Source organism: Jiulongibacter sediminis (assembly GCF_001306455.1).
GTDB classification, from domain to species: domain Bacteria; phylum Bacteroidota; class Bacteroidia; order Cytophagales; family Spirosomataceae; genus Jiulongibacter; species Jiulongibacter sediminis.
This window is the reverse complement of the sequence record NZ_LGTQ01000015.1, coordinates 183378-197362: the sequence shown is the minus strand read 5'-3', so window position 1 is coordinate 197362 and position 13985 is coordinate 183378. Positions and strand designations below refer to the sequence as shown.

Genomic DNA, 13985 nt, shown 5'->3' with positions numbered 1-13985 from the left:
AAAACAAGTTGATTGACTTTTTAAGCGTGTCCAAATTGAGCCTTTTTGTCCTATTTAGGCTTTTTTGTCCTCTTTACGTCACCATTTGGCCATTGCGAGTTTTCGATCTCTATCGGCAATTTTGATGTATCGCTGAAAACTCGCAAGGTCTTTATGACCCGTCATGGATTGTATAACCGGAATAGGAACTCCCTTTTGAATCATGATAGTCACAAAACTTCTTCTGCCCACGTGAGACGCTAGAAGAGAATACCTTTTAGCTGTTTCTTCATACCTTTTCCCTCCTTGAAAAGTAACTACAATTTCATCTTCATCAAGACCAGCCAATTCTCCAACTTCTTTGATATACTGATTTAGTTTTTGTTGCGAAATTTTAGGCAACTTATAATCATACTTTTCAAGAATAGCTTTCGAGTATTTGTTCAACGGAATTTCAAGATCAGTACTGGTTTTAATAGCATTAAAGTAGATGGTTTCATCTTTGATATTCGCCTTCTTTAGATTTTGGATATCCGATTCGCGTAAGCCAGTAGCACATCCAAAAACAAACAAATCCCTGACTTTTTCCAAACGTTCGTTTTTAGAGAAGTCATATTCCCATAATTGAGCTACCTCATCCTCATTTAAAGCTATTTTGGTAGAGGGCTTACTCTCTAACATTTTCATTTTAGCCAAGTCGGCCACATCGAAAAGATCAAAATTGGCACAATACCTCATAAAGGTTTTAAGCGTTTTCAATCTCTTATTTACAGTATCATTCTTTTGACCCTTTTCTCTTAGGAGCCAGTTTTTGAACCCGTCGTAAAAATTGTAGTCCAACTTTGAAATGTCAAAATCCCTTCCTTTTCTAAACTCAAGAATTTGATTCTTTAAGACACGATAACTCTTTGTTGTACCATTACCATACTCCATGGACTTAGAGGCGTAAAACTTATCAAATAAACCTGTAAAATTGCTTGGTACTTTTTCCTCAGGTTTCAGTTCATCTGTTATTGAATCAAAACTTACCTCCTCTCCGTTTACCTCTTTCTGAAAGATAATTTCCTTAATCTCCTGATGCTTTTTTTCGAGGATGAGGTTAATCTGTTTGTGATCATGACTACCCGTAAGACGCTTAACCTTTTGCCCTTTCGCATCCCAATTTTCCTTTTCTATTCTTTGACCTGTCGAGAATAATTTCACGTCACTTTTAATACATACCTGTACATAAATTCCAAGCTTCCCTCCCCTATTCTTGCTGTCTGGTCGCAGCCTTAATTTTGTAGTCGCCATCTCCTTTCAATTAACTGTTACAAATATAAAGTGTAACAGTAAGTGTAACAGCAAAATGAGAGAAAATAGTGAAAAATGGTATACTACCTATTCATAAAACAGCCCCGAAATGACATATAGGGCGATATAGATGAAAATACATAAAAAAGGTTCGATTCCTGTCGGGGCTACTCCTAAACTCTTGATTCAGGCGGGCGGCGTTCCGCTTCGATTCCTGGTGGGATCACAAATAAAAACCCGGCAGGCAGGGAATAGAATTTTCCTAAACTTTAGAACAGGCGGGCCGCGATCGGCTTCGATTCCTGTCAGGGCTACTACTAGACTGTCGGACGGTGTTTCACTTCGATTTTTTTGCTGAGGCAACCCTCAAACGAAACTCCTACTTTACTATCCAATCAATCGGTTTTCCAATCTCATGCCCGTTTTGATAGTCCTGCCCAAGTAGTTTCGCAACTGTAGCTGAAATTTCATTCTGGTAATTTTGATGATTTTGACTAAGCTCGCCAATGGCCGGTGTGTCTGGCCCAATGGCCGCAAACCAAATGGAACGGCAATCCTCTACTTTTTCGCCATGGCTGGTCCACTGGCTTTTGATTTTATCACCACGACCATGATCTGTGACCATTATGATCGTTGTTTTGTCTTTAAATTCAGGGGTTGACTGACAGTACTCCCAAAGCTGCGAAATGTAATTATCAATGGTATTAATGGCATAAAGGTATTCCCGATACTTGGCCTCATGAGCAAATTCATCCGTTTCATCAAAGGCCAAATAGAGCATTTTGGGAGCCTTATTTTTCAGATAATCAAATGCCCGATAAAAGGTAAGGAAATCAAACCGTCCGCTCGCCAGGCTCGGCACTGAGTGCTCTATCTGATCCAGTAAATGCTCTTCCGGCGAATTGGTTACCGGATTAAACGTACCTGCCGCACTCACATAAACTCCACTCCTTTTATCATTAATGATGTAGGGGAATACATCCCAGGTACAAAACGCAGCTACTTTGCCTGCCGCTTCAGCCTGTTGGTTCAGGAACTCCAATACCGTTGTATTATGGTTATAGTTCTTGTCGTTTGAGTTTACTTTGGGATCTGGATAACCTGTTAAAATTTCGTTATATCCCGGATAGGAAAAGCCATAAGGGTTTTTGATGTCAACCTTGCTTCCAAGAACCCGGTTGCCCGCTATGACTCCCTGATTTTGAACTGTTCCCCACAGAAAAGGCATTAGCTTCTCTCTTCTTTCCACAGGTGAAGCATCCCAAAATCGCTCATTCGTTCGATCGATCGTTTCTGTATACTCAGGATTATTCAGGATAGACGAATCTGCACCACTGAAAACCTCCTGCCAACGGACACCATCCAGGGTTATTAAGATGACGTTCTCAGTTTTCTGAGCAAAAGCAATTCCTGAAAGCAAGAAAAACAGGATAGATAATTTTAATTTCATTGTATTCAATTGATACTCCAATTTCTACAATTTTTTAATGTAAGCTACCTCATACCAGGATTAAGTTTGGGTTAAATCCGTAAAATCAGACGGTCCGATATTCCTTTTTCCTTACATTTAGTAGGTCTAAATTCAAAGTATTATGTCAAGTCAAAACAGAAGGTCTTTTATCAAAAATGCAACAGCCCTTACCATGTTGGGTGTACTTCCCGGCAAAGGCCTTTTCGATTTTGCACAATGGTCAGCACAAAAGGGGCTTTTGAGAATTATTATCGGTTCAGACTCCCATTACGGTCAGCCCAATACAGCTTTTGAGGAGATGACAAGCACCTTTGTCAATAAGGCAAACCGTTTCGCCCAATCTCACCCTTGCGATTTCTGTGTGATTAATGGCGACCTGATCCATGACGACCCCAAATGGATGCCTGAGGTCAAGAGTGTGTATGACGGCCTGGACATCCCCTATTATGTCACCAAAGGAAATCATGACAGAGTAAGTGATCGCCGCTGGGAAGAAATCTGGCAAATGCCGACCAATCTGAGTTTTGTCAAAAAGAAAACCGGGTTCATTCTGGCCAATACTTCAAATGAAAAAGGTGAATACCTGATGCCTGATCTTGCCTGGTTGAAAAAACAGCTCGATCAATTCTCAAATCTCAAAACCGTGGTGCTGATTATTCATATACCACAGGCCAGCTGGACCGCAAACGGGATTGACTCACCTGAATTTTTCAACCTATTGGGGCAATACAATAATATCAAAGCTGTTTTTCATGGTCACGAGCATGATCAGGACGGTGTGCGGGTACATCAAGACATCCCATATATTTTCGATTCGCATATCGGCGGCAGCTGGGGGACTGATTACTGTGGCTTCAGAGTCCTTGAAATTTCAAAAAAAGGTGAGCTCCTGACCTATTTAATGAACCCGGATGAGGAGAAGGGGAGGGAGGAATTGTAAATGAAAATCATCAGCAAACTTCACTGAATAATCCCAGATGCCCCTTAATTAAAGCATCTTCCGCTGAAAGAAAACCGAATTGATTGGTCTTTAGAAGCAATTTTGCGGCACTGAAATAGGCCTGCTTAAGGGCAGAACCAGAAATAAACAAAACTTCGTCAGTTGATTGTTGCAACTCCTTTAACTCAGAACCAATGAGTAAACCACTGAGGTACTCAAAATTATCTTTCGTAGGTTTACCATGTAAAACTGAAGCTGTTCTTGCGTGGAATGCCGAATTGAGAAGATTTTCCTGAGCTCCTTTTAAAACGCCCTCTTTAAATGCCTCCGTTTCTGAATTTGAGGAGTTTTCAACAGTGTTTTGCAAGACACTCTTAGATGAAAGCAACTCAAAAAACTCGCCGGTCATGTAGGTTTTAAAATTTCTCACCTTCCCGTTTTTAATAGTTACATGTTTTGAGTGAGTCCCTGGTAATACAAGAGTCTTATCGGAAGAATCCAACGCATAAGCCCCCAGAATCAGGGTTTCTTCACCCCGCATGATATCGTTCTCTGTTTGAAGCCCTGAGAAAAGCCAGACTTCTCGAGAGGTACCGGGCAGCAAGTCCTTCTCAAAAATCAATTGAGGACGCCTTAAATCAAAGGGCGTTTGTCCATAAGGCAATTCCTTATAACCAATCGAAGAAGAAGCCATGCCACTAATCAGCACCGGTGCATTTTCCGGAAAAGACGAATTGAGTTTTGAAATTTTATCGGATAAGATATTGAGATAAAAAGGCTTTCGATCAATCTTCATTGCCCTTCTTTGCCATTCGTCATATGTTTCTCTGATACCAATATTCTCTTCAAAGGTTTCCAGAACCTCCCCGGTTTTGGTTTCCACCACCCTTAATCGAAAATTGCTGGTTCCCCAATCGCAACTGATAAAATGACTCATAGATGCTTCAAATAAGTTCGAAATTTAAAGGTTCTCTCTGAGTAAAACGATTTTTATGATTCAAAGGAATTAATACTTTTGATCTGTAAACCTTCACCATAACATGAAATACCTAACTCTACTCTTTCTTATGGCTTCTACTTTGACTTCGGCCTTAGGCCAGAATATACCTGATGTTCCTGAATTGGAATACATCTGTGAATTGCGTGTCAAACTTGACCCGCCCATCACTGTTGGTCAGACTCCACGCGGACTTCGTAGAATAATCCCAATTATCGGAGGAACTGTAGAAGGGCCGAACATTAAAGGAACAATCATCAGCGGTGGTGCCGACTGGCAGTTCATCCGTGAAGATGGTGTAGCTGAGCTTGAAGCCCATTATCAATTCACCACAGATGACGGTGTTACCATTTACATCAAAAACGACGCTATGCGAGTGGCAAGTCCGGAGGTGGCGGCTAAAATCGCTAAAGGCATTCCGGTGGAACCTTCTGAATACTATTTCAAAGGCCGTCCCAAAATGGAAGCTCCTGAAGGAAAATATCATTGGATGAACAATACCATGTTCATTTGCCAGGGCGTGAAAAACCCTCTTGACGTATCCATTTTTGTATGGAGAGTGAAATAAAATCACGGATTCCCAATCTCAGGCCTTCTGACTTTGACCAATATATCTTTGGCAATTGGAAGCCTGAGACGGGCTCTTTCTACGAGAAATTTCATATTGAGCGAATCGAACGGTATAAGGAACATCTCAATCTGCCCGTTCTTCCGCACCGACGGTCAGTCTATTTCTTTCTTTTTGTAAGCTGCGGTTGGTCTGTACGAAGTAAAGGTCTCACCGAATATACCATTCCAGAGAATCATTTTTTCTGCCTTCCCCCAGATCAGATCACGGCCCTTACAAGCATAAGTGAAGACATTGAAGGATTCTACTGTCATTTCCGTGCTGATATTTTTAATCATCCGCTATTGCAAAAAGACTTATGTCGCCAATTTAATTTCTGGAGAATCTCCGGAAATCCTCTCGTAAAGATTCATTCGCCAGAAAACTTTAAAGATCAGCTGCTTCGCCTTGAAACAGAATACCGTAAAGCTGAAGGCAATCGTTTTGAGTTGATCCCCTTGTATCTGGCAAGTCTTTTCAAAGAAATGGAGTTAGAGAACCCCGGACAGGTAGAGAATCAGCCATCGGCTGCCTCTCAATTAACAGGTGCATATAAAGACCTCCTTTCTGAACAAATTCACATGATCCATTCCGTTCAGATGGCTGCCGAGCTATTGCATATCTCTCCAAATCACCTCAATAAATCAGTTAAAAAAGTGACGGGTAAAACCGCACAAAATCTACTGGATGAAATGAAAGTGCTCGAAGCCAGGGTTCTTTTACGACAAACCGCCATACCCGTTCAGGAAATTGCCGCTTATTTAGGAAAATTAGACCTCAGTTCTTTTTCAAGGCATTTCAAAAAATGGACAGGAATGAGTCCAAAAGAGTATAGAAAATCATCTTTTTGATTGATTTTGCATACAATAACTTTTGTTTAGACAATTCGATTCGGTATTTTTTATGGTATTTTGTGCAATAAAATCACCCTATAATACCAATAGGTCTATTGAATATGTCAGAATCAATTCTTGTCACCGAAAGGACAGGTACAACTCTCCTTCTGAAGCTGAACAGGCCTCAAAAAAGAAATGCCGTCAATGACGATCTCATACTCGCTATTGAAAAGGCTATTGATGCATTTAAAGCCGAAACTAAAGTCATCATTATCCATGCCGAAGGTGAGCATTTCTCAGCCGGGCTTGACCTATCTGAGCTTAAAGAAAGAAACTCGAAAGAAGGTCTTGAACATTCGAGAATGTGGCACAGGGTAATGGATAAAATACAGTTTGGAGCCATTCCAGTTATTGCGGTATTGAAAGGAGCCTGCGTAGGCGGCGGTCTTGAAATAGCCACAGCTTCCCATATTCGGATTGCTGAAGAATCTGCTTTTTATGCTCTTCCGGAAGGAATGCGGGGAATCTTCGTCGGTGGAGGAGGCTCACTCCGGATTCCGAAACTTATTGGTACAGCGGCTATGACCGATATGATGCTGACTGGTCGGGTGCTGAATGCGGATGAAGGCTATGAAAAAGGCCTTACACAATACCTTGTTGAAAATGGGAAAGGACTTAAAAAAGCCATGGAAATGGCAGAAAGAATGGCTCAGAACGCCGAAATGACCACTTATGCCGTGCTTCAGGTTCTACCAAAAATTCAGGAAGCATCACATCAGGAGGCCTCTATGATGGAATCACTGACTGCAGCCCTTGCACAGGACAGCCCTGAGGCCAAAAAACGATTACGTGATTTTCTGGAAGGCAAAGCGAAGAAAGTAGGAGAGTGATAATTGGAGAATTGGAAATTCTGAAAAACGACCAATTCACCAATCGTCCAATTCTGAAGTCAACTAATTCTCCGGTTATCCAATTCCCAATTAACCAATCACTAAAAATGTACAAAAAGGTAAATTTCGGGCCAACAAAGACTTCCGTTGAAAAACGGAAAGACGGTTCTATTCTTTATCGTAATCTTCAGCCACTCCGTGCCTACCCAAATGAAGTCACCTTTTTTCTGGATCAATGGTCAACCGAAAAGCCGGATCATGTTTTTCTGGCTCAGCGAGATTCCGACGGAGAATGGGAAAAACTAACCTACAGCGAGGCTAATCTTAAGGCAACGGCTATTGCTCAGTACTTTCTTCAGAAAGGTTTTGGAGACGAAAGTACTGTGATGCTGCTGTCTGAAAATTCAATTTCAAACGCTTTGGTGGTTCTTGGTGCGTTAAAAGCTGGTTTAACCTATGCACATATTTCTCCTGCATATTCCTTAAAATCTGATTCTCTTGAAAAGCTTGACTATTGTGTGGAGCAGCTCAAACCGGACTTCGTTTTTGCCGAAGACGCCGAAAAATATAGTAACGCCTTGAAGAGCATTCAGAAACAACTTCCTGAGGTCTCGGTCATTTGCCAGAGAAATAGTCCGGGAGTCAATTTGTCAGAGCTTTTGAAAATCTCAAACCGTCAAAATCTGCCTAAAAAAGATAACCCAATTGCTAAAATATTATTCACCTCCGGCTCCACAGGCTCTCCGAAAGGGGTGATCATTCATCACAGCATGTGGTCAGCCAGTTTAACTCAAATTACCCAATGCCTTCCTTTTATGGCAGACAATCCACCCGTATTTGTGGACTGGCTTCCCTGGCACCATACTTTTGGGGGGAATCATAATTTCGGATTGACTTTGATGCATGGAGGCACTCTTTATATCGATGAGGGCATTCCAAGTCCATCTGGCATTGAAACAACTGTAAAAAACCTAAAGGGTATTTCTCCGACAGCCTATTTCAATGTACCCAAAGGATTTGAAATGTTATTGGATTACCTCGAGGAAGATACTGAATTGTCGAAAACCTTTTTCAAAAACCTGGAGATGCTGTTTTACGCCGGTGCCGGTCTCGCTCAACCCATTTGGGATCGGTGGGAGGCCCTGGCCATTAAAACTATTGAAATGAAAATCCCGATCATTTCAGGACTTGGCTGTACCGAAGCAGGGCCATCAGCCATGTTTGCCAATTGGCCGGGAGCATTTTCCGGCTGTTTGGGTGTACCTGTGGCCGGCCTTGACGTCAAACTCACACCGGTTAATGATAAACTGGAAGCTCGTTATAAGGGGCCGAATATAACCGCAGGTTACTGGAAAGCACCAGAAGTGAATAAAGACAGTTTTGATGAGGAAGGCTATTATAAGACCGGTGATGCTGTTCGATTTCTTGACGAAGAAAATCCAGACTTGGGTCTCCTCTTTGATGGGCGAATCAAAGAAGATTTTAAGCTGTCCAGCGGAACCTGGGTAAGCGTTGGTGTTATCCGTCAGAAGCTAATGTCCATGGGTGACCCTATCATTCATGATATTGTCTTAACCGGTTTGAATGAAAACTTCATTGGAGCATTAGTATTTGTTAATCATTCGGCCTGCGAAAAGTTGGAAGGCAGGAAACTGGCCTATGAAGAACTGCTGTCCGCCGAAAAAGTCAATGCTTTTATTGATCAAACAATGGAACTCTTCAATGGTCAATCCAAAGGCTCTTCCACGAAAATTGTTAAGTATAGCATCGCCCCGGAGGCCCCTGATGCATTGGCCGGCGAAATCACCGACAAGGGGTCAATCAACCAAAACAAGATCCTCAAAAAACATGATACCTTTATTGCTGAAACTTTTTATTCCTAAGCTATGAAGATTGAAAATAGAGTATTCATCATCACCGGAGGTGCCTCAGGGCTGGGTCGGGCAACGGCCGAAGCCATCCTTGAAAAAGGTGGGAACGTTTGCCTCATTGACATCAAAACCGAAGAAGGTGAGGCCTTTGCTTCTGAAAATGCTGAGCATATTTTGTTTCAAAAAGCAGATGTCAGAAGTGAGGAAGAGGTGCAAAAAGCCGTTGATGAAACCCTCAAAAAGTTCGGTCGTATTGACGGCCTCGTGAATTGTGCCGGTATTGGCCCACCTAAAAGAGTAGTGGGCAAAGAGGGTCCGCATCCTCTCGATTTCTTTAAAAATGTCGTGGACATTAACCTCGTCGGCACTTTCAATTGTATCCGTCTGGTGGTGAACGAGATTCAGCATAATGAACCGGGCGAAAGCGGAGAACGGGGAGTTATCATTAATACAGCCTCAGTAGCAGCCTTTGACGGGCAGATCGGTCAGGCTGCCTATTCGGCCTCCAAGGGTGGTATTGTGGCCATGACCCTGCCGATAGCCCGCGAATTTGCCCGAATGGGAGTTCGTGTGAACACCATAGCACCGGGAATTTTTGAAACCCCATTGCTGGCAGGCCTTTCTCCGGAAGTTCAGGAATCCCTTGGACAGCAGGTGCCGTTTCCACAGCGATTGGGCAAACCTTCTGAATATGCACAATTGGCCATTCAGATCATTGAGAACCAAATGCTGAATGCAGAAACCATTCGTTTAGACGGAGCCATTCGAATGGCTGCCAAATAATGTTAATTTACTTAACCTATGAAAAAAATAATACTCTTTTTACTGCTGGCCGCCCTAAGTGGCTTTGCCCAAAACAGTGCTAAAATTGACACTGGTCAAATCAACGGGGCTGACTTTAAAATCCTTTTTCCAGAAAACTGGAAAGGCAAGTTATTAATGTATGCCCATGGCTATGAGTTTATGGGAACCCAGCCACGCCAAAGCAAAAGTCCTGACTGGCCACAACGTATGAAGCCCTTTCTGGATCGTGGATTTGCAGTGGCTGCCTCAGACTATGCTCATCAAGGTCTTGCTCTGGCCCAGGGGGTTGATGATACTGAAGTTTTGAGACAATATTTTGTGGCTAAGTATGGTCAGCCTGACAGTACTTTGATCGCCGGACATTCCATGGGTGGCGGAATCACCATTGCTACGCTTGAAAACTTCGGACAGTTTTATCAGGGAGGTATGCCTATGTGCCCGCTTGCAGGAAGAATGTACTTACAAACCCGAAAAGAGTTTGATCTGATCGCTACTTTCAATGTCCTTTTCCCAGGTCATATGCCTTCGTTAAAAGAAATCCTGACCTTTAAACCGGACGCAAAACCAGCTGATATGCGAACTGCTTTCGGAAAAGCTATGAGTATTCAGAAAGCAATTTTTGAGAAAGATTCGTTAGCCGTGGTCGCCTTTGCAAAGCATTTTGATCTGAAATCAACGGACGTACCTTTTGCCTTAGCTTTCGGGGAAAACGTATTGAGAGATGTGGTTCAAAAATCAGGGGGAAACCCATATGACAATACCAATACCCTGTATGGTCGATTTGAGGACAATATGATGATGAATCAAAAAGTGGAACGAATAGCAGCTACAGTTGGTCAGGCTGCAAAATTCTCAAAGTACGATCGTACCGGTGATATTGATAAGCCAGCTCTGGTTTTGCACACTATGTACGACCAACTCATACCAGCTGACTATGCCATAATACCATATGAAAATCTCATTCAGCAAAACGGTCGGCAGGAACATTATGTCGTCAAATATACCAATGGACAAGGTCATTGTAATTTTACTGAAACTCAAACAGGCAAGGCCTTTGATGAGCTGAGAAACTGGGTACATACCGGAAAAAGAGCAACACCGGGGTATATAGAATAAGGCTGATGAAACATACTTTTGATATCTCTGATAAACCCATGTCAGCTTACCAATGGCTGATGGTCGCGATTTGTTTTATTCTCAATTTCAATGATGGGATTGATGTTCTTCTGGTCTCATTTTCGAGCACTGAGATCATAGAACAATGGAACCTTAGTAAGACAGAAATGGGCTATATTTTTAGTGCCGGACTTGCAGGAATGACACTAGGAGCTTTTTTGATCGCACCATTAGCCGATCGTTTCGGTCGCCGAAGGGTTTTTCTGTTTTCAGTTGCCATGATTGCCGCAGGAATGTTAGGTGTAGGCCTCATCAACGATTATAAAGTCATGCTACTTTTAAGAATTCTGACCGGATTGGGCATTGGGGGAATTTTACCTACCATGGCGGCAACGGCAGCAGAATTTTCGAACCAAAAATTTCGGGATTTCAATGTTGGACTGGTACAGGCCGGCTGGCCCGTGGGTGCTATTCTGACGGGCCTTTTGAGTGCACGGTATATTCCTGAATATGGCTGGCAAATGGCCTTTCTGGTATCGGGTATTATTGCTTGTCTGATGTGGTTACTGGTTTTCTTTTTCATGTCTGACTCTCCAGAGTTTTTGCTCAATAACCGGGATGAAAACACACTGACAAAACTCAATGTTTTGATGAAACGTATGCAGCAACCCAACCTTCAAACCCTTCCTGAAGTTAACCTCGAACGTGAAAAAGTAAGTGTCAAAACCCTTTTCTCAAACGTTTACCGAAGCAATACCTTAAAAGTATGGCTTGGTGCTTTCTTTGGTTTCATGACGCTTTACACCCTGATGAGCTGGGTGCCTACCATCGCTAATGACTCAGGAATGCCTTTCAAACTGGCCACTTATGTTGGAATCATGCTGAATATTGGTGCGGCACTGGGCTCGTCTTCCATTGGAGCTTTTGGAAGTAAAGTCGGTATGCGGCAGGCAATGCTTTCATTCCTGGTAGTTGCCTTTTTTATCATGCAGATTTACGCCTTTTCTTCTCCTGGTCCCATGCTCATTTTTATTCTTGTTCTGTTCATTGGTTTCTTTGTACAGGGTGGATTTAATGGCATCTGGCCTACTTTAGCCCGTATATATGACGCCAATATCAGAACCACCGGAGTAGGTTATACTGTAGGAATCGGTCGCTTTGGTGCTATTCTGGGCCCATGGCTTTTTGGCTTTCTTTCTGACTCTGGTCTGGGTATTGAAATGCTTTTTATTCTCTTTTCTATTCCGCTATTGCTGATGGGCCTTTGCATTTGGTCTTTAAAATCTGAGAAACTATGAAAGCAGCCCTCATCACTGCCCCCGGCCAAATGGAAATTCGGGAAACCGAAAAGCCATCACCAAAGTCGGACGAAATTTTGATCAGACTCAGTCAGGTTAGTATCTGTGGTTCTGATCTCTCTGTTTTTCATGGGCATCGGCCCATAGACTACCCTCATATTGCCGGACACGAGGCGGTGGGTTTTGTTGAAGCCATTGGCTCAATGGTTCAAAATCACAAGATCGGTGATCGGGTAGTTGTGGAACCAAACATCCCCTGCGGTCAATGCCGTCCCTGCCGAAAAGGCAAAGCCATTCATTGCGACCAAAAAAGAGTCATAGGGCTCAATCAACCCGGTTGTTTTGCTGAATATGTCTGTGTACCGGCGGAGTTCTGCTGGAAAATTCCGGAAAACATTTCTGAAACCAATGCGGCCTTGATCGAGCCTGTATCCGTGGCCTATCATGCCTTGGCTGTAGCCAAAACAAACCCGGAGCAGAAAATTGCTATCCTTGGACTTGGAGGTATAGGCCTTTTGCTTTGCTATCTGGCTCGAAAAATGGGCTATGAGGTTTGGGTTAACGACCTGATGGACTTCAAAAAAGAACTTGCCAGGCAAATGGGGGCTCACATTATTGAGGCCTCCGGCTCCACAGAAGAGCAGATTACAGCCTTACAAAAAGCATGGAATGAAGCTGATATTGACGTGGTTTTTGAATGTGCCGGCTCTGCGGTAACACCAACTATTGCTATTGCAGCAGCTCCAAAAGGTTCTCAGGTCGTTCTCCTTGGTCTTTCTGATAAGCCCTCAGAATTTCAGGCTCTGCATGTTGTCAGAAATGGCATTCAGATTACTCCGTCGCTTATTTATGATCATCCGGATGATTTCAAAGCCGTTCTACAACTAATGGCCGATGAGAAAATTGACCCGTCATACCTTGCATCTAAAATGACTACCTTAGATGAGCTTCCAATGGTAATGAAAAACTTTAACGAAGAAAAACACTGCAAAATAGCTGTTAAGATATGATTGATATCGACAAAATTACTGCCATTGATGTGCATACTCATGCTGAAGTGAGTTGCTGTCAGCCGCATGACGATTTCAGGCCTGAGTTGGATGAGGCTTTCGCCAAATATTTCAAATCAGACAAGCGACCTACCATGCAGGAAACCGCTGATTTCTACCGCGATCAGAACATGGCTTTGGTGATGTTCACCATCGACTCTGAGCATGAGGTAGGTAAAAAGCGAATCCCGAATATTGAAGTGGCCCAATGTGCACTCAAAAATGATGATATAATGCTGGCTTTTGCGAGTATTGATCCACACAAAGGTCGAATGGGAGCCCGTGAAGCACGCGATTTGATAGAAAATTATGGCGTTAAAGGTTTTAAATTTCATCCGACAGTTCAGGGTTTTTACCCTCAGGATAAAATGGCCTATCATCTTTATGAAGTGATCGCCGAATATGAATTACCCATGCTTTTTCATTCAGGCCATTCTGGTTTTGGTTCTGGTGTCAGAGGGGGAGGCGGCTTGCGTTTAGAGTATTCGAATCCAATGCATTTAGATAACGTAGCAATTGATTTCCCGGATTGCCCCATCATTATTGCTCACCCCAGCTGGCCATGGCAGGACGAGGCCCTTTCTGTAGCTATGCATAAACCAAACGTGTACATTGACCTCAGTGGGTGGTCGCCCAAATATTTCCCGAAACAGCTGATTCAATACGCCAATACGCTTTTAAAAGACAGAATGCTTTTCGGTACTGATTTCCCGCTGATCACCCCGGAACGATGGATGCGTGATTTTGCTGAAGCCGGGTTTAAGGAAGAAGTCAAACCTTTGATTCTGAAAGAAAATGCCATCAGAATGCTCGGACTGAAATAAAACCTTTCCT

Annotated in this window: 13 protein-coding genes; 10 read left to right on the top strand and 3 right to left on the bottom strand. The window is 42.9% G+C overall.

Annotation, left to right across the window (positions count from 1 at the left end; all coding sequences use genetic code 11):
* Positions 1–78 precede the first annotated feature (78 nt).
* Positions 79–1272: a site-specific integrase gene (locus AFM12_RS18670; protein ID WP_055151698.1), complete on the bottom strand. Its 1194-nt coding sequence runs from the start codon at positions 1270–1272 to the stop codon at positions 79–81.
* A gap of 379 nt (positions 1273–1651) precedes the next feature.
* Entirely contained in the window at positions 1652–2722 is a 1071-nt protein-coding gene (locus AFM12_RS18665) for an alkaline phosphatase family protein (RefSeq protein ID WP_055151695.1), read from the bottom strand.
* 142 nt (positions 2723–2864) lie between these two features.
* Between AFM12_RS18665 and AFM12_RS18660 the strand changes: the two genes are divergently transcribed.
* Positions 2865–3683, top strand: coding sequence for a metallophosphoesterase family protein (locus AFM12_RS18660; protein WP_055151692.1), 819 nt, complete (start codon positions 2865–2867; stop codon positions 3681–3683).
* 10 nt (positions 3684–3693) lie between these two features.
* On the opposite strand, the gene AFM12_RS18655 is transcribed toward AFM12_RS18660, so the two are convergent.
* A complete protein-coding gene (locus tag AFM12_RS18655; RefSeq protein ID WP_055151689.1) occupies positions 3694–4620 on the bottom strand; it encodes a 2-dehydro-3-deoxygalactonokinase in 927 nt (308 codons plus the stop codon).
* Between the two features lie 103 nt (positions 4621–4723).
* Here AFM12_RS18655 and AFM12_RS18650 point away from each other — a divergent pair, with 103 nt between their 5' ends.
* The 9 genes from AFM12_RS18650 to AFM12_RS18610 all read left to right on the top strand — a co-directional run bounded on the left by AFM12_RS18650 (position 4724) and on the right by AFM12_RS18610 (position 13975).
* Positions 4724–5248, top strand: coding sequence for a DUF3237 domain-containing protein (locus AFM12_RS18650; RefSeq protein WP_055151687.1), 525 nt, complete (start codon positions 4724–4726; stop codon positions 5246–5248).
* Positions 5233–6138, top strand: coding sequence for a helix-turn-helix domain-containing protein (locus tag AFM12_RS18645; RefSeq protein WP_055151684.1), 906 nt, complete (start codon positions 5233–5235; stop codon positions 6136–6138). Before AFM12_RS18650 ends, AFM12_RS18645 begins: the two co-directional genes overlap by 16 nt.
* A 104-nt stretch (positions 6139–6242) precedes the next feature.
* Positions 6243–7013, top strand: a complete 771-nt coding sequence (locus AFM12_RS18640) for a crotonase/enoyl-CoA hydratase family protein (RefSeq protein ID WP_055151681.1) — start codon at positions 6243–6245, stop codon at positions 7011–7013.
* 107 nt (positions 7014–7120) lie between these two features.
* Positions 7121–8896, top strand: a complete 1776-nt coding sequence (locus AFM12_RS18635; protein ID WP_055151815.1) for a feruloyl-CoA synthase — start codon at positions 7121–7123, stop codon at positions 8894–8896.
* A 3-nt stretch (positions 8897–8899) separates the two neighbouring features.
* Entirely contained in the window at positions 8900–9667 is a 768-nt protein-coding gene (locus AFM12_RS18630) for a 3-hydroxyacyl-CoA dehydrogenase (RefSeq protein WP_055151678.1), read from the top strand.
* 18 nt (positions 9668–9685) lie between these two features.
* Positions 9686–10804 carry an alpha/beta hydrolase family protein gene (locus AFM12_RS18625; protein ID WP_055151675.1) on the top strand — a complete coding sequence of 373 codons (1119 nt, stop codon included), beginning with the start codon at positions 9686–9688 and terminating at the stop codon, positions 10802–10804.
* A gap of 5 nt (positions 10805–10809) precedes the next feature.
* Positions 10810–12102 (top strand): MFS transporter, encoded by a 1293-nt coding sequence (locus tag AFM12_RS18620; RefSeq protein WP_055151672.1) that lies wholly within the window; start codon positions 10810–10812, stop codon positions 12100–12102.
* The gene (locus AFM12_RS18615) at positions 12099–13112 is read left to right on the top strand and encodes a zinc-dependent alcohol dehydrogenase (RefSeq protein ID WP_055151669.1); all 1014 of its coding nucleotides are present in this window, start codon (positions 12099–12101) and stop codon (positions 13110–13112) included. The genes AFM12_RS18620 and AFM12_RS18615 overlap by 4 nt, the downstream gene beginning before the upstream one ends.
* A complete protein-coding gene (locus AFM12_RS18610; protein WP_172678821.1) occupies positions 13109–13975 on the top strand; it encodes an amidohydrolase family protein in 867 nt (288 codons plus the stop codon). Before AFM12_RS18615 ends, AFM12_RS18610 begins: the two co-directional genes overlap by 4 nt.
* Positions 13976–13985 lie beyond the last annotated feature (10 nt).